18 protein-coding genes are annotated in these 16,210 nt (G+C 59.7%); 10 read left to right on the top strand and 8 right to left on the bottom strand.

The window, feature by feature from the left end; translation table 11 throughout:
* Positions 1–17 precede the first annotated feature (17 nt).
* Positions 18–1,400 carry an MFS transporter gene (locus ACJ8HA_RS16440; protein WP_049205208.1) on the top strand — a complete coding sequence of 461 codons (1,383 nt, stop codon included), beginning with the start codon at positions 18–20 and terminating at the stop codon, positions 1,398–1,400.
* On the top strand, positions 1,397–1,777 hold the full coding sequence (locus ACJ8HA_RS16435; protein ID WP_089196198.1) for a DUF4440 domain-containing protein: 381 nt from the start codon (positions 1,397–1,399) through the stop codon (positions 1,775–1,777). The genes ACJ8HA_RS16440 and ACJ8HA_RS16435 overlap by 4 nt, the downstream gene beginning before the upstream one ends.
* A gap of 195 nt (positions 1,778–1,972) precedes the next feature.
* Here the strand turns inward: ACJ8HA_RS16435 and asr are convergent, their stop codons facing one another.
* Positions 1,973–2,278 carry an acid resistance repetitive basic protein Asr gene (gene asr, locus ACJ8HA_RS16430; protein WP_060445240.1) on the bottom strand — a complete coding sequence of 102 codons (306 nt, stop codon included), beginning with the start codon at positions 2,276–2,278 and terminating at the stop codon, positions 1,973–1,975.
* A 229-nt stretch (positions 2,279–2,507) separates the two neighbouring features.
* Here asr and ACJ8HA_RS16425 point away from each other — a divergent pair, with 229 nt between their 5' ends.
* Positions 2,508–2,816, top strand: coding sequence for a DUF883 family protein (locus ACJ8HA_RS16425; protein ID WP_004928950.1), 309 nt, complete (start codon positions 2,508–2,510; stop codon positions 2,814–2,816).
* Positions 2,817–2,883: 67 nt separating this feature from the next.
* Here the strand turns inward: ACJ8HA_RS16425 and pdxR are convergent, their stop codons facing one another.
* Positions 2,884–4,308, bottom strand: a complete 1,425-nt coding sequence (pdxR, locus tag ACJ8HA_RS16420) for a MocR-like pyridoxine biosynthesis transcription factor PdxR (protein WP_060448127.1) — start codon at positions 4,306–4,308, stop codon at positions 2,884–2,886.
* Positions 4,309–4,403: 95 nt separating this feature from the next.
* Between pdxR and ACJ8HA_RS16415 the strand changes: the two genes are divergently transcribed.
* The 5 genes from ACJ8HA_RS16415 to nrdF all read left to right on the top strand — a co-directional run bounded on the left by ACJ8HA_RS16415 (position 4,404) and on the right by nrdF (position 8,858).
* Positions 4,404–4,835, top strand: a complete 432-nt coding sequence (locus ACJ8HA_RS16415) for a carboxymuconolactone decarboxylase family protein (protein ID WP_089196199.1) — start codon at positions 4,404–4,406, stop codon at positions 4,833–4,835.
* A gap of 272 nt (positions 4,836–5,107) precedes the next feature.
* Positions 5,108–5,338 (top strand): glutaredoxin-like protein NrdH, encoded by a 231-nt coding sequence (gene nrdH, locus ACJ8HA_RS16410; protein WP_004928934.1) that lies wholly within the window; start codon positions 5,108–5,110, stop codon positions 5,336–5,338.
* A gap of 9 nt (positions 5,339–5,347) precedes the next feature.
* Positions 5,348–5,752, top strand: a complete 405-nt coding sequence (gene nrdI, locus ACJ8HA_RS16405) for a class Ib ribonucleoside-diphosphate reductase assembly flavoprotein NrdI (protein WP_004928930.1) — start codon at positions 5,348–5,350, stop codon at positions 5,750–5,752.
* Positions 5,734–7,878 (top strand): class 1b ribonucleoside-diphosphate reductase subunit alpha, encoded by a 2,145-nt coding sequence (gene nrdE / locus ACJ8HA_RS16400; protein WP_071845116.1) that lies wholly within the window; start codon positions 5,734–5,736, stop codon positions 7,876–7,878. The genes nrdI and nrdE overlap by 19 nt, the downstream gene beginning before the upstream one ends.
* A gap of 8 nt (positions 7,879–7,886) precedes the next feature.
* Positions 7,887–8,858: a class 1b ribonucleoside-diphosphate reductase subunit beta gene (gene nrdF, locus ACJ8HA_RS16395; protein ID WP_033639549.1), complete on the top strand. Its 972-nt coding sequence runs from the start codon at positions 7,887–7,889 to the stop codon at positions 8,856–8,858.
* A 43-nt stretch (positions 8,859–8,901) separates the two neighbouring features.
* Here nrdF and ACJ8HA_RS16390 read toward each other — a convergent pair whose 3' ends face one another.
* The 5 genes from ACJ8HA_RS16390 to ACJ8HA_RS16370 form a co-directional block, all read right to left on the bottom strand.
* A complete protein-coding gene (locus ACJ8HA_RS16390; RefSeq protein WP_043138388.1) occupies positions 8,902–9,189 on the bottom strand; it encodes a type II toxin-antitoxin system RelE/ParE family toxin in 288 nt (95 codons plus the stop codon).
* A complete protein-coding gene (locus tag ACJ8HA_RS16385) occupies positions 9,189–9,476 on the bottom strand; it encodes a CopG family ribbon-helix-helix protein (RefSeq protein ID WP_038872812.1) in 288 nt (95 codons plus the stop codon). Before ACJ8HA_RS16385 ends, ACJ8HA_RS16390 begins: the two co-directional genes overlap by 1 nt.
* Positions 9,477–9,553: 77 nt before the next feature.
* Positions 9,554–9,748 (bottom strand): DUF1289 domain-containing protein, encoded by a 195-nt coding sequence (locus tag ACJ8HA_RS16380; protein WP_049205216.1) that lies wholly within the window; start codon positions 9,746–9,748, stop codon positions 9,554–9,556.
* Positions 9,749–9,812: 64 nt separating this feature from the next.
* On the bottom strand, positions 9,813–10,553 hold the full coding sequence (locus ACJ8HA_RS16375) for an SDR family oxidoreductase (RefSeq protein ID WP_025303991.1): 741 nt from the start codon (positions 10,551–10,553) through the stop codon (positions 9,813–9,815).
* Between the two features lie 153 nt (positions 10,554–10,706).
* Positions 10,707–11,651, bottom strand: a complete 945-nt coding sequence (locus tag ACJ8HA_RS16370) for an MBL fold metallo-hydrolase (RefSeq protein WP_089196200.1) — start codon at positions 11,649–11,651, stop codon at positions 10,707–10,709.
* Positions 11,652–11,857: 206 nt separating this feature from the next.
* Here ACJ8HA_RS16370 and ACJ8HA_RS16365 point away from each other — a divergent pair, with 206 nt between their 5' ends.
* Positions 11,858–12,829: a patatin-like phospholipase family protein gene (locus ACJ8HA_RS16365; RefSeq protein WP_025303993.1), complete on the top strand. Its 972-nt coding sequence runs from the start codon at positions 11,858–11,860 to the stop codon at positions 12,827–12,829.
* A gap of 98 nt (positions 12,830–12,927) precedes the next feature.
* On the opposite strand, the gene ACJ8HA_RS16360 is transcribed toward ACJ8HA_RS16365, so the two are convergent.
* Positions 12,928–14,283 (bottom strand): 2-hydroxycarboxylate transporter family protein, encoded by a 1,356-nt coding sequence (locus ACJ8HA_RS16360; protein WP_033635692.1) that lies wholly within the window; start codon positions 14,281–14,283, stop codon positions 12,928–12,930.
* 326 nt (positions 14,284–14,609) lie between these two features.
* Between ACJ8HA_RS16360 and ACJ8HA_RS16355 the strand changes: the two genes are divergently transcribed.
* Entirely contained in the window at positions 14,610–16,202 is a 1,593-nt protein-coding gene (locus ACJ8HA_RS16355; protein WP_060434285.1) for an ATP-binding protein, read from the top strand.
* Positions 16,203–16,210: the final 8 nt, after the last annotated feature.

Genomic DNA, 16,210 nt, shown 5'->3' with positions numbered 1-16,210 from the left:
CTTCAACCGGAGGCACCATGTCTTATCGCAGCAAAGTGGCAATCGTCTATCTGCTCGGCTTTTTCGTCGATCTGATCAATATGTTTATCGCCAACGTCGCCTACCCCGCCATCGGCCAGGCGATGCGGGCGTCGGTCAGCCAACTGGCGTGGGTCAGCAACGGCTATATTCTCGGCCTGACGCTGGTGATCCCGCTCAGCGCCTGGCTGGCGCAGCGCATCGGCGGACGGCGGGTGTTTCTGCTGTCGCTGGCGTTGTTCATGCTGGCCACCCTCGGCGCGGGCAACGCCGACAGCATCGGCGCGCTGATCGGCTGGCGCACCCTACAGGGCATGGGCGGCGGCTTGCTGATCCCCATCGGCCAAACGCTGACCTATCAGCTGTACCGCAGCCATGAACGCGCCGGGCTGTCGGCCGCCATCATGTTGGTGGGGCTGCTGGCACCGGCGCTGTCACCGGCGCTGGGCGGCTGGCTCGTCGATCGGTTGGACTGGCGCTGGGTGTTTTTCGCCAACCTGCCGCTGGCGGCCCTGGCACTGGCGCTGGCGGCGCTGTGGCTGCGTGCGGAAACGCCGACGGCGGCGCGCAAACCGCTCGACGCGACAGGATTACTGAGCGCCTGCGCGGCGCTGACGCTGCTGCTGCTCGGCCTGACCCGGCTGAGCGAAGCCGGCCATCAAGCTTCCGGCGCGGCGCTGCTGGCCACCGGTCTGCTGGTGCTGGCCTATTATCTGCGCCATAGCCTGCGTACCCCGCAGCCGCTGCTGAACCTGCGGCTGGTCGCCGATCCGCTGCTGCGCAACGCCATGGCGGTTTATTTGTGCATTCCCGGCCTGTTCATCGGCGTCAGCCTGGTGGCGATGCTGTATTTGCAAAACCAGCTGGGGATGCCCGCCGCACAGGTCGGCGGCCTGATGCTGCCCTGGGCGCTGGCGTCGTTCCTGGCCATCACGCTGACCGGCAAAAGCTTTAACCGCCTCGGCCCGCGGCCGCTGCTGATCGCCGGCTGTCTGTTGCAAGGCGCCGGCATGCTGACGCTGGCGCAGATCGACCTGGCCGGGCAGCACGCGTTGCAGATCGCCGCCTTCGCCCTGATGGGGTTTGGCGGCAGCCTGTGCAGCAGCACCGCACAGAGCAGCGCGTTCCTGCAGATCCCCGACGGCCAATTGGCGGACGCCAGCGCGCTGTGGAACATCAACCGCCAGCTCAGTTTTTGCCTCGGCGTGGCGCTGCTCAGCCTGCTGCTGAATCTGCTGCTGGCCGTGTTGCCGCCCGCGGCGGCCTACCGAACCTGCTTCATTCTGGCGGGCGCCAGCGTATTTATCCCGCTGTTGCTGTGCCTGCGCCTCGCCAACCGCGCCATCGTGCGCCAACTCAACGCTCAACAGGATGCTTTATGAACCCGTATTTTACCGAAGTGATCGACGCCCACATCGCCATTGAACGCTGGCTGGGCAAAGGCGCCGGAGAAGAGCAAGCGCTGCTGGCGCGCTTTACGCCGGAATTCAGCATGATCGCGCTGAACGGCGCGCCGCTGGATTTCACCGCGCTGTGCGCTTTTTTCCGCGCGCATCGCGCCGCCAAACCGGGATTGGAAATCGAGATAGAAGAGATGAAGCTGGTGGCCGAATGGCCGACGGGCGCGGTAGTCAGCTACCGGGAAAAACAGAGTCTGCCGGGACAAACCGCCACGCTGCGCTACTCCACGGTGGTGTTTGAACGCCTGCCCGACGCGCTCGGCTGGCGGCATTTGCACGAAACTGCCGCAGCGCAATGATCACAGGAAGCTGCCGGCCAAAAACAATTCCCAACCGACGATCACCCCACACAGGGTTACCGCGCTGAAAATGACTTCAAACAGATAGCGATGGATCATCGTTCGTCGCCTCAAAAGAAGACACCCGGAAGAACCGGGTGTCTGGAATACGGGCTGGAGAGTGCGGAACCTTCCGGTTCCGCAAACATCACTTAATTAAGCTTTTTTACCGGCTTTTTTGTGGTGTTTTTTAGCAGCCTGGGCTTTCTGAGCTGGCGCTTTTTTGTGGTGCTTTTTAGCGGCCTGAGCTTTCTGGGCTGGCGCTTTTTTGTGGTGCTTGGCTTTCTTGTGATGCGTTGCTTTAGCTGGCGCTTTTTCAGCAGCAGCCGCTGGCGCAGCGGTAGTGGTGGTCGCAGCTGGCGCGGTGGTGGTAGCCGGAGCAGTAGCTGCGGTATCAGCAGCGAAAGCAACAGAAGACAGACCCATAGTGGCAGCAACGATCAGCGCTAATACTTTTTTCATCTTTAAATCCTCAGAGTGTTGTTTCGGTAAGCTCCGGTGGAGCCGTTGAAACAGATACTAGTGGAATCAAACCGCCGCTTCCGTGAGTGATTGGTTTCGCCGAGTAACCAAATGTACAAAGCCCACGCACCGGCAAACACCTGCGTGACGGCGGTTTTTTTCCGTGATCGGCCACACAATTCTCGGCATGGTCTACACTTAAAAGACATGTGTCGAAATGGAGAGCTGAATGTTTAAGAAAGCGGAAAGAACAGAACGCGATATCGATCAGGACGTCACTCTGTTGGCCGATACGCTGGATGAAGTGTTGCGCGAGTCCGGTGACAAGACCAAAGAGGAACTGAAAGAGCTGCACAGCAAGGCGAAAGGCGTGCTGCGCGACGCTCGGGCGCGATTCAACGGCTCCACCAGTCTGACACAGCATGCGCGCGACGCCGTCGATCAAGCCGACAGCTATGTGCGTGACAAACCTTGGCAGGGCGTAGGGATCGGTGCCGCCGTCGGCATCGTGCTCGGCGTGCTGCTGGCCCGGCGTTAACACCCCTGCAGTCATAAAGATAAAACAGATGTGCGTCTGGCCCGCGGAAATCGCGGGCCGTTTAATTTTAGCGAAACAGCTGCGCCAGCCCCTGTACCGCCCGCTCCGCCTCCTCTCGCCGGCTGAAATTGGCGAACCCCAGCAGTAACCCTTGCCCCACCGGATGGTCGATTCGCCAGTCAGACAACGCCTGCACCGCCAGCCCCTGCTGCCAGGCTTGCGCCGCCAACGGCGCATCCGCCAAGCCGTCGCGCAGCCGGGCCAACAGCTGAATACCGCCCTGTTGCGGCACCGTCGTCAGCCACGCCCCCAGCTGTCGCTCCAACGCCTGCGTCAGCCACTCGCGCCGCTGGCGGTACAACGGCCGCATGCGTTTCAGGTGGCGATAGAAATGCCCTTGCCGGATAAAATCCGCCACGCCGGCCTGCAGCAGCGGCGGGCAACCGCAGCCACGCAGCCGGCTGCTGCGCGCGAATGTTTCCGTCAGACCGACGGGCACCACCAGATAAGCCATGCGCAGCGCCGGGAACAGCGTTTTGCTGAAGGTGCCGGCGTACAGCACCCGACCCTGAACATCGAGGCTTTTCAGCGGCGGCAGCGGCCGCCCGTGATAGCGAAACTCGCTGTCGTAGTCATCCTCGAGGATCCAGGCCCCGCGCTGCTGCGCCCAGTCGAGCAGCGCCATGCGCCGCGCCAGGCTGAGCGAGACGCCGAGCGGGCTTTGATGGGTCGGCGTCACCACCGCCAGCCGCGCCTCAGGCGCCGTCAGAATACCGGCGGCCACGTCCATGCCCTGTTCATCCACCGGCACGGCGACCGGCCTGACGCCGGCGGCCAGCAGCAGCGGACGCGTGACCGGATAGCCGGGATCTTCGATCCATACCGCGTCGCCGGCATGTAACAGCGTCTCCGTCACCCAGTCCAACAACGCCGGATAACCGGCACAGAGGAAAATTTGCTCCGGCCGACAGCTGATGCCGCGCGACAAATGCAGGTAATGGGCGATCGCCTCACGCAGCTCAGACAGGCCGCCGGCCGGCGGCAGTGCCAGAGAAGCCACCGTGGAACCGCGCAGCTGGCGGGCGACAATGCGCTGCCACAGCGCCCGTGGAAACGCGTCCAGCGCCGGTACCCCCAGCTGGAAAGGCTGCAGCATGCCTTGCGGCTGCAGCGGATCGGGCGCCATTGCCGCCAGCGGTGGCGCAGCGGGGACCGCGCCCGGCGGCATGTGTGGCAGCTGTGGCGAGACATAGGTGCCCGCCTGCCCGCGGCTCTGCAAGAAACCTTCGGCAATAAGTTGCGCGTAGGCGCTTTCCACCGTAGCGCGCGCCACGCCCAGATCGCTCGCCAACCCGCGCACTGAGGGCAACCGGCTGCCTGCCGCCAGGCTGCTCTGGGTAATGGCGTCTTTAATCCGCTGGTAAATCTGCCGGTACAGCGGCTCGGCGAGCCGGCTGTCCAGCCGCAGCGAGGTCAGGAAAGTTGGCATTATGGCCCGGTTAAATAATCATTTTATGGCCCTATAGCATAGACCATAAGGCCGCTAAAGTAGCGCCATGATTTCGTTACTACCGATTGAGGTTGACCATGATTAAGCAACGTTTGAACTATGCCGAGCTGGCGCCCGCCCCGTACAAAAATATGGTGGGCGCGCTGATGGCGCTGGAGAAAGGCGCCCTGGACAAGGCGACCATCGAGTTGATGTTTATGCGCGTTTCGCAGATCAACGGCTGCGCCTACTGCCTGGACATGCACGGCAAAGCGCTGCGTGAAAGCGGCTTCAGCCATGCCAAGCTGGATACGCTGGCGGGCTGGCGCGTCAGCCATGAATTCAGCGAGCGCGAGCGCGTCGCGCTGGAATGGGCCGAGTCAGTGACGCTGATCGCCGCCACCGGCGCGCCGGACAGCGCTTTCGAGACGCTGAAAGCGCACTTCAGCGATACCGAGATCGCCGATCTGACTTTCGCCATCAGCATCATGAACGCCTTTAATCGTCTGGCCGTCAGCATGCGTCAGTAATGCGCTCGACTCCCCCTCTTCACTGAGAGGGGGAATTTCTCACCCGCAAAAAATTTTTCCCTCGCCTTTTCCAGCCCCAGCGCGGCCTGCGCACCCAACCCCACAAAACACCATATATAGCGTGGTTGATAAAACAAATATCTACATATAGTATTTTATGAGTCAGCCGCAGGGAATGTCGTTCGGTTGATAACGCCGTCAGAAACGCCAGGAACGATGCTCCGTTATCTGACTTGCCCGCCTTTCCTTCAGCCTAAAGGTAAATGCGAATCATGAGCATTATTATTTACAGTAAGCCGGACTGTGTCCAGTGCAACGCCACTTATCGCGCATTTGATAAACAGGGGATTGATTATCAGGTGATCGACCTCACCCAGGATCAGCAGGCGCTGAACCACGTTAAATCCTTAGGTTATCAGCAGGTTCCGGTGATTATCGCCGGTGACGACCACTGGTCCGGTTTCCGGCCGGACAAAATCGGCGCGCTGGCGCTCACCTGCTGAGGCTCGACGATGAATCCGCTGGTCTATTTCTCCAGCAGTTCGGAGAACACCCATCGGTTCGTTGAGAAACTGGGCCTGCCGGCGATCCGCATTCCGATCGCCGGCGCCCGCAGCAAATTGCTGATGGAACAACCCTATATCTTGATCGTACCCAGCTATGGCGGCGGCAGCGCCGTCGGCGCGGTGCCGATCCAGGTGATCCGCTTTCTCAACGTTCCGCAAAACCGTTCATACCTGCGCGGCGTCATCGCCGCTGGGAACACCAACTTCGGCGCAGCGTACGGCATCGCCGGCGACATCATCGCCAAAAAATGCCAGGTGCCTTTTTTGTACCGCTTCGAGCTGCTCGGCACGACGCAAGACGTTGAAAACGTTAGACAGGGAGTAACCGCATTTTGGCAACGACAGAACTGACCAGGCCCGAGACGGGCGCGCTGGATTACCATTCGCTCAACGCGATGCTCAATCTTTACGATGCGGAAGGCCGGATCCAGTTCGATAAAGATCGGCTGGCAGCGCGGCACTACTTCCTGCAGCACGTCAACCAAAACACCGTGTTCTTCCATAACCTGGAGGAAAAGCTGCGCTATCTGGTGGAGGAAGGCTACTACGAGCCGCAGGTGCTGGCGCAGTATGAATTCCCGTTTATCAAGCAGCTGTTCCAGCAGGCCTACGCCAAGAAATTCCGCTTCGAGACCTTCCTCGGCGCCTTCAAGTACTACACCAGCTATACGCTCAAAACCTTCGACGGCAAGCGCTATCTGGAACGCTACGAAGACCGGGTGTGCATGGTGGCGCTGACACTGGCGGCGGGCGACACCGCCCTGGCGCAGGATCTGGTGGAGGAGATGATTTCGGGCCGCTTCCAGCCGGCCACGCCGACTTTCCTCAACTGCGGCAAACGCCAGCGCGGTGAGCTGGTCTCCTGCTTCCTGCTGCGCATCGAAGACAATATGGAATCGATCGGCCGGGCGGTGAACTCCGCGCTGCAGCTGTCGAAACGCGGCGGCGGCGTAGCCTTCATGCTGAGCAATATTCGCGAAGTGGGCGCGCCGATCAAGCGCATCGAGAACCAGTCCTCCGGCGTCATTCCGATCATGAAAATGCTCGAAGACGCCTTCTCCTACGCCAACCAGCTCGGCGCGCGCCAGGGGGCCGGCGCGGTGTATCTCAACGCCCACCACCCGGATATCCTGCGTTTTCTCGACACCAAGCGGGAAAACGCCGACGAGAAGATCCGCATCAAGACGCTGTCGCTGGGGGTAGTGATCCCGGATATTACCTTCGAGCTGGCGAAGAACAACGAAGAGATGTACCTGTTCTCGCCCTACGACGTCGAACGGGTGTATGGCACGCCGCTGTCTGAAATCAGCGTCAGTGAAAAATACCGCGAGATGGTGGACGACAAGCGTATCCGCAAGTCGCGCATCAACGCACGCGAGTTCTTCCAGGTGCTGGCGGAGATCCAGTTCGAATCCGGCTATCCCTACGTGATGTTCGAGGACACGGTCAACCGGGAGAACCCGATCGCCGGGCGCATCAACATGAGCAACCTGTGTTCGGAGATCCTGCAGGTCAACCGCGCCAGCACCTATCACGAAGATCTGAGCTACGATCGCATCGGCAAGGACATTTCCTGCAACCTCGGCTCGCTGAATATCGCCAAAACCATGGACGCGCCGGACTTCGGCAAGGCGATCGAGACCGCGATCCGCGCGCTGACCGCGGTGGCCGACATGAGCGATATCCGCTCGGTGCCGTCGATCGCCGAGGGCAACCGCAGCGCCCGCGCCATCGGCCTGGGCCAGATGAATCTGCACGGTTACCTGGCGCGCGAGCGCATTTTCTACGGCTCGGAAGAAGGCATCGACTTCACCAACCTCTATTTCTATACCGTGGCCTATCACGCCATCCGCGCCTCGAACCGGCTGGCGATAGAACGTGGCGGCGCGTTCGACGGCTTTGAGCACTCGCGCTATGCCAGCGGCGAGTACTTCGACAAGTACACCGAGCGCGACTGGCTGCCGCAGACTGAGCGGGTGCGCGAGCTGTTCGCCGCCGCCGGCATCGCCATTCCGGGCCGCGACGAGTGGCGCGCGCTGCGCCAGTCGGTGATGATGCACGGGCTGTACAATCAGAACCTACAGGCGGTGCCGCCGACCGGTTCCATCTCGTACATCAACAACGCCACCTCCAGCATCCATCCGATCGTCTCGCGTATCGAGATCCGCAAGGAAGGCAAGATCGGCCGCGTTTACTACCCGGCGCCGTACATGACCAACGACAACCTGGCGTATTACCAGGATGCCTACGAGATTGGCCCGGAAAAAATCATCGATACCTATGCCGCCGCAACGCAACACGTCGATCAGGGGCTGTCGCTGACGTTGTTTTTCCGCGATACCGCCACCACCCGCGACATCAACCGCGCGCAGATCTACGCCTGGCGCAAAGGCATCAAGACCATTTACTACATCCGCCTGCGCCAGATGGCGCTGGAAGGCACCGAGGTGCAGGGCTGCGTGTCCTGCGCGCTGTGAGGCAATTTATGACGACCGTAACATCGGCGCCGCTGGTGCGCGCCATCAACTGGAACATTATCGAAGACGACAAGGATCTGGAGGTATGGAACCGCCTGACCTCCAACTTCTGGCTGCCGGAGAAGGTGCCGCTGTCCAACGATATCCCGTCCTGGGCCACGCTGACGCCGAAGGAGCAGCAGCTAACCATTCGGGTGTTTACCGGGCTGACGCTGCTGGACACCATCCAGAACACCGTCGGCGCGCCGGCCCTGATCGCCGATGCGCTGACGCCGCACGAAGAGGCGGTGTACTCCAACATCAGCTTTATGGAGGCGGTGCACGCCCGCTCTTACAGCTCAATCTTCTCCACCCTGTGCCAAACGCCGGACGTGGACGACGCCTATCGCTGGAGCGAGGAAAACCGCGCGCTGCAGAAGAAAGCCGGCATCATTCTGGCGCACTACCGCAGCGACGATCCGCTGCTGAAAAAGGTCGCCAGCGTGTTCCTCGAGTCGTTCCTGTTCTATTCGGGCTTTTACCTGCCGATGTACTGGTCCAGCCGCGCCAAGCTGACCAACACCGCCGATCTGATCCGCCTGATCATTCGCGACGAGGCGGTGCACGGCTACTATATCGGCTATAAGTTCCAGAAAGGGCTGGAGAAAGTGGACGCCGCACGGCGCCAACAGGTGAAAAATTTCGCCTTCGATCTGATGCAGGACCTGTACGACAACGAGGTGCGCTACACCGAGGAGCTGTACGACGGCGTCGGCTGGACGGAAGATGTGAAGACCTTCCTGCACTACAACGCCAACAAGGCGCTGATGAACCTGGGGTATGAAGCGCTGTTCCCACCGGCGATGGCGGAGGTCAACCCGGCGATCCTGTCGGCGCTGTCGCCAAACGCCGACGAAAACCACGACTTCTTCTCCGGGTCAGGGTCGTCCTACGTCATCGGCAAGGCGGTCAACACCGAGGATGAGGACTGGGACTTCTGAGAACATGACAGCGATACCGGTCTTTCAGGCCGGTATCGTGCATTCAATACCCTTGTTCTTTCTGACTACGGATCGCCAGAACAAACGCCGTATCGATATCAGGGATATATTTGTAGAGCGCCAAATAACCGCGAACTTGCTGCCCAATAATCAATTCACGCAGCCCTGAGCCAAGGGCTCGTCCGATCAATGGATTATGTTCCAATACCGCAATCGCCTGGATGATTTCCTGAATGCGCCGCCCTGGATCCACGGCACCATACTGAGCCAAATGAGCGAGAATACGTTCGATATCATCCCTGACCTCTGGCGCCAACTCGACGTTTGCCATCAGCGCCCCAATTTTTTTACCGGAGGTTTAACAGCGTCAGTGTTACCGGCTGCGTAATTTTCCAAATAACCGCGCATCTCTTTCCAAGAGACCGTCTCTCCCGTCGCAATTATCTTGGCATAGCGTTTTTCCGCTTCATTCTCAAAGTCGCGGCGCAACTCTTCTTGCTGCGTTTTCTCCGCTATTGCCTGCAAAATAAAGCTGTGAGACGTCACGCCAGCCTGCTCGGCGACGGCAGCGACTCGGGCTTTAAGCTCATCTGGAATACGGATGGTCGTCGTCGACATAATCGCTCCCAACGTCGGTCAATCACATGTAGCTCAATTGTGCTACATGAAGTCTGACAGCGCAATAATGCAGAGGATTATTTCACCGATTGACGCAGCTCAAGCTGCCGCCAAATAGCGCGTTTCTCCGCGTCGCTGGCGGTCGGCCAGGCGGCGATTTCCGCCCGCGTGCGCCGGCATCCCCGGCACTGCTGGGTTTCGTCGTCGATGCGACACAGGCTGACGCAGGGCGATCTCACGCCGTGCTGGAATTGCTGATTGTCGCCCGCCATACGCTGCCCTTGATGTGATGAGTTCCGCCACAGGATACCCGATCCTGCGGCGGCGCGTCGTCAATCAGATGATGCCGCCGTTGGCGCGCAGGGTTTGGCCGTTGATCCAGCCGCCGTCGGCCCCCGCGAGGAAAGCCACCGCTGCAGCGATATCGTCCGGCGTGCCCAGGCGCTCCAGCGGCGCCATCTTCGCCAGCCGCTCGATAAGCTCCGGGGTTTTGCCGTCGAGGAACAAACCGGTGGCGGTCGGCCCCGGCGCGACGGCGTTCACCGTGATATTGCGGCCGCGCAGCTCTTTCGCCAGCACGCTGGTCAGCGCTTCGATCGCCGCCTTACTGGCGGCATACATACCGTAACCCGGCTGCAGCAACCCCACCACGCTGGAAGAGAAGTTGATGATGCGGCCGTTGTCGCGCAGGCGCTTCGCCGCCTCGCGCATCGCATTGAAGCTGCCTTTCAGGTTGATGTCGAGCAGGCGATCCACGTCTTCATCATGCATGTCCGCCACCGGCGCTAGCGCGATCACCCCGGCGTTATTGACCAGAACGTCGACGCCGCCAAACGCCTGTTCGGCGCTGTCGAACAGCTGGGCAACCGCAGCCGCATCGCTGACGTCGGCCTTGATGCTCAAGGCGCGGCCGCCGCGCTGTTCTATCTTGCCCACCAGCTCATAGGCCGGCGCCGGGTTGCCCGAATAGTTGATGATGACGGCAAAGCCATCGGCGGCCAGGCGCTCGGCGATGGCGGCGCCGATACCGCGCGATGCGCCGGTGACGATGGCGACGGAGGGAGTTTTCTGATTCATCGGGAGATCCTTAAAGAAAACGACGAGGGTAATGTTAATCATGCACTCTTTATCATGGCGAATAAGCCCCGATTCTCTGGCATCATCATCCCAAATTATCGAACAATGTCCCCAAGGCGCTTACGATGGCCGCCCGTTGGGCGGCCATCTCCCTTACAGCGCGCCGTAGTTCAATGGCACCCAGGTGTAACCGTCGCCCTGGCGGTTCAGATACCCCAACCCCGGGAACGACAGGTGTGCGCCCCCCACCAGCTCGCTCCGCCGCGCGCTGTCGCCAAATATCCGCAGCCGCTGAGCGACTGCCGCCTTGGCGTCGCTGTCAAAGCTGATAGCCACCTTCGGATGCGGCAACTGCACCGCTGCCACGTGGATAAGATCCCCCAACAGCAACAGCTTCTGGCCCTGGCTGGTCACCTGATACACGCTATGCCCCGGCGTATGGCCGTGGGCGGCAAAGGCGGCAATGCCCGGGGAAAGCTCACCGTCGCCGCTGAACGGCTTAAAGTGACCGGTCGCCTGATACGGCTTGATCGCCGCCTGAGCCCGTTCGAAGTTGCTTTTACTGCCCGCGCTAGCCTGTTTCAGTTTGTCCGCGCTTAGCCAGAAGTCCGCGTCCTGGCTGGCGGCGCGCACCACCGCATTGGGGAATACCGCCTTGCCGTCGTGCGTCAGGCCGCCGAGATGGTCCGGGTGCATGTGGGTCAGGTAGATCTCATCCACCTGCTCCGGCTGGTAACCCGCCGCGCGCAGGTTATCCGCCAGCTTGCCCAGGCCGTCGCCCAGCAGTTGGCCGGCGCCGCTGTCGATCATCACCAGCTTATCGCCGGTATTGATCAGATAGGCATTGACCGAGGTGACCACCGGCAGGCTTTGATGCCGCTCGGCCAACCCGGCGGCGATCTGCTGCGGCGTGGTGTTTAGCAACAGCTTGTCCGCCGGCAAACGAATGATGCCGTCGGACAACGCGGTCACTTCAAAACTGCCCAGCATGATGCGATAAAATCCCGGCGTCGGGGTTTTAGCCTGCGGCGCGGCGGCCCCGGCCTGTAATGACATAACGGCCAGCGCCGCGCCCAGCAGACAACGTTTCCAGAACATGATGACTCCTTGCGAGAATTGAACAGCGCTAAGTATTGACGCAAAAATCCCGATGCGCCTGTTTAATAAATGCCTTTGATAAATATATGAACAATATATTTATTATGAATAATTTTGTTTGCCGACTCACACAACCCCAATCAATATTTTCCGGTTCGCGACTTCGTTATTTTTCTTACTCCCTAAACCACGAGTGAGGAAATATCATGAACTACCAATTCGAAAATCTGGTCTTTGAAGGCGGCGGCGTAAAAGGCATCGCCTATGGCGGCGCGCTGGAATTGCTGGAAGCCAAAGGCATCATGCCGCAGATCAAGCAAACCTCCGGCGCCTCGGCGGGCGCCATCGCCGCGCTGCTGGTCGGCCTGGGCTGCAGCTCGGCGGACGTCACCAAGATTCTGTCGGCGATGGATTTTAAAAAATTCCTCGATTATAACGGCGGCTTTTTCGGTACGATCCAGGATGCCTATCGCCTGTTTAATCAATACGGCATCGCGCCCGGCGATTATTTCTATCAATGGTCACGCGATATTATCAAGCAGTATACCGGCAACCCGGATATCACCTTCGAGCAGTTCGAAGCGATGAAGGCGGCGAAAGGGTTCAAGTCGATTTACTTTATCGGCGCCAACCTCAACAGCGGCCAGCGAGAGGTTTATTCTCACCGTACCACGCCGCGCATGAAAGTGGCGGACGGCCTGCGCATTTCGATGTCGTTCCCCTTCGCCTTCGTGGCGAAGAACAATACTCTGGGCGACCTGTGCATCGACGGCGGCATGATCGACAACTACCCGGTGCGACTGTTCGACTATGACTTCTCCGCCACGCCGCCTTACATCGACGCCTCCAGCCAACGCATCAACACCCGCACCCTGGGCCTTCGCCTCGACTCCGCCGGCGAAATCGCCCAGGCCGCCGGTCAGGCCGGCCCGCGCACGCCGGTCAACAACCTGTTTGATTTCACCCTGGCGGTGGCCAACGTGATGCTGGACATCCAAACCAAGGTGCATCTGGACAGCGATGACTGGAAGCGCACCGTGTATGTCGATACGCTCGACGTCGGCACGCTGGAGTTCGGCATCAGCGAGGAGAAGAAACGCGCGCTGATCGAATCCGGCCGTCGCGGCGTAGAGCGCTACTTCGCGTGGTATGACGCCGCCATGAAACAGGCAGCGTAACCGGTATTATCCCTTCCTGCGCGTACGGCCGGCGCGCGGGCAAAAAAAATCCCCGCGGGGGCGGGGAAAGGCAAAGTAACGCTAAGGATTTATAGGAGTTATACGAAGAACTTGGCTAATACCAGCAGCGACAGCGAGACGTTGATAGCGCCGCCGATACGGGTTGCGATCTGGGCGAACGGCATCAGCGACATGCGGTTACCGGCGGTGAGGATCGCGACGTCGCCGGTGCCGCCCTGCCCGCTCTGGCAGCAGGAGACAATCGCCACGTCGATAGGATGCATGCCGATTTTCTTGCCGACGAAGAAACCGGTCGCCACCAGCGCGCTGACGGTGGTGACGATCACGATCAGATTCTGTACGGTGAACGCGTCCACCAGCTCCTGCCACGGCGTGATGGCCACCCCGACCGCGAACAGGATCGGATAAGTCACGGCGGTGCGGAAGAATTTGTACACCACCTGCGAGCCTTCCTGAATGCGCGGCGACACCCCGTGCGCCAGCTTCACCGCTACGGCGGCGAACAGCATGCCCACCGGCGCTGGCAGACCGATCAGGCGGTGCAGCAGCATGCCTACCATATACAGCAGGATGGCCAGCAGCGCGCCGCAGGCGATGGTGCTGACGTCCACCTTGCCGCTGATTTTTTCCACCGCGTTCATGTCGCTGTCGCCCTGCTTGCTCGGCATCAGGCTGCCTTCGCCGGTCAGGTGCGGATAACGCTTGCCCAATTGGTTGAGCAGGCCGGCGATGACGATGGCGGTCAGGCTGCCGAGCATCACGATCGGCAGAATGCGCCCCAACGCCACGCCCTGCTCCATGTGCAGGATCGCCGCGTAGCCCATCGACAGCGGGATCGCCCCTTCACCCACGCCGCCGGCCATGATCGGCAGGATCAGGAAGAAGAAGATCTGGAACGGCTCCAGGCCCAGCGCCATGCCGACGCCCATCCCCACCAGCATGCCGACGATCTCGCCGCATAGCATCGGAATGAAGATGCGCAGGAAGCCCTGGATCAGCACCTGGCGGTTCATACTCATGATGCTGCCGACGATAATGCAGCAGATGTAGAGATAAAGAATGTTGGTCGATTTGTAGAACTTGGTGGTCGACTCCACCACCACGTCCGGCAGCAGGCCATAGTGCACCAGCGCGGAAGGAATGAAGGTGGCGCAGATCGCCGCCGCGCCCATTTTGCCGATCAGCGGCAGGCGCTTGCCGAATTCGCCGCAGGCGAAACCGAAGAACGCCAGGGTAGCCACCATCACCACGATATCGCTCGGCAATTTGCCTTCCAGGCAGTCGAGCAGAATCAATACGCCGGCCAGAATAAAGAACGGTAACGGAATAATCCCTACTTTATAATTGTCCAGTATCCGCCACCATTTCTCACGCAGAGGAATATCGGCGGCCTTGTCTTTGGCTACGAGGTAAGAATCATCTGTTGTGCTCATAATCTGGCCTCTTATTAGTTTGTTCAGCCATCATAGAGAAGCGCACGGATTATCTGCTGTGACTATGTTCAAAGTTAAAAAGGGTTTTTAATGGTGGTTATGGTTTCTATGGGGTTAATTAAGATTATGTAAAAACCGGCGTGGTTTTAATGGTGTTAATACCGCTTTTATTTTAAAGCTTATCAACTTTATCGCAGGCGAACAATTCTCGTCCGGTTCACTCTAATCCCGTGTGAGGGATCACAAGTTGATCGAGCGCAATATTACAGACCCCGCTTATCGTGATAGGGTAAGGCTTCAGGATCTCTTTACGGTGAAGCTCCACCATGCGCCTCAAACTCTCATTTCAAATCAAACTGTTTCTGTGCCTGGTGGCCTTCTCCTGCCTGCTGCTGACCTGTATCGGCGCCTATACCTATTACCAGTTGGATGCGCAACTGCACCGCGATCTCGGCGCCCGCGCCCAGGTGCAGGCGCGGGAAATCGCCCTTATCCCTTCGCTGGTGGACGCGGTGGAAAACAACGACGCCGCCAGGATCGCCGCACTGATGAAAAGAATCCGCGCCAGCAGCGACGCCAGCTATATCGTCATCGGCGATAATCATGCCCGCCATCTTTATCATTCCGAATACGAAGGCCGCCTGGGCACACCGATGATCGGCGGCGATAATAAAGAGGTGCTGGAAGGGAAAAGCATTATTTCCATTCGCAAGGGCGGCATCGGCGTATCATTACGCAGCAAGGCGCCGATCCTGGATGAAAATAATCAGGTGATCGGCATCGTTTCCGTCGGTTATTTGAAATCGCATATCGATAATTTAAATGCCAGGACGTTGACGCAAATTATCGGCTCTATCGTGCTGCTGCTGATTGCCCTGTTCGTTTTTTCCTGGCTGCTGTCGAAAAATCTCAAGCGCCAGATGTTCTGGCTGGAACCGAAAGAGATCGCGCTGCTGGTGCGCCAGCAAAAAGCGCTGCTGGAAGCCATTTATGAGGGCGTGATCGCCATCGATCCGCAATTGCGGATCATCACCATCAACCATGCGGCGCGCGAGCTATTGGATCTACACCAGCCCGCCGCCAGCTTGCTGGGCCGACCAATCGGCGACGTGATCCAGGCGCAGCCGGACTTCTTCGCCGCCGCGCAACTGGGCCAGGATACGCACGACGAAGTGTGCCGCTTCAACCACGTGCGGGTGATCGCCAGCCGGGTGCGCATCATGCAGGAGCAGGAGCTGCAAGGCTGGGTGATCAGCTTCCGCGACAAGAACGACATCAATACCCTGAGCAGCCAGCTCAGCCAGGTGAAACGCTATGCCGACAACCTGCGCATCATGCGCCACGAGCAGCTGAACTGGACCGCCACGCTGGCCGGGCTGTTGCATATGCAGCGCTACGACGAGGCTATTCGCTATGTGGAAGCCCAGTCGGAGGGCGCGCAGGAGATCCTCGATTTCATCTCGCAGCGCTTCAGTTCGGCGGCGCTGTGCGGCCTGCTGCTGGGCAAATATTCCAGCGCCAGAGAAAAAGGCATCGAGCTGCGCTTCGATCCGGCCTGCCAGCTGCGGCAGATCCCGGCGGCGCTGAATGAGACCGAACTGATGTCGATCGTCGGCAACCTGCTGGATAATGCGGTGGAGGCGACGCTGCACCGCCCGGCGCCGCACGATGCGATCGAACTCTATATCAGCGATGGCAGCGACGAGCTGGTGATCGAGGTGGCGGATCGCGGTACCGGCATCGCTGAGGAGATTCGTGATACGCTGTTTGAACAGGGCGTCACCACCAAAGCGGATAAAAGCGACCACGGCATCGGCCTGCATCTGGTCGCCAGCCACGTGGCGCAGGCGCATGGCAGCATAGAAGTGTCGGACAACGAGCCGCACGGCGCGATATTCTCTATATTTATCCCTAAATAAAACCCATA

The sequence above is a fragment of the Serratia sp. CY33802 genome (assembly GCF_052169095.1).
GTDB classification, from domain to species: Bacteria; Pseudomonadota; Gammaproteobacteria; order Enterobacterales; family Enterobacteriaceae; genus Serratia; species Serratia bockelmannii.
Note: the sequence above shows the minus strand (reverse complement) of the source record. Positions and strands in the feature narration are given on the sequence as shown.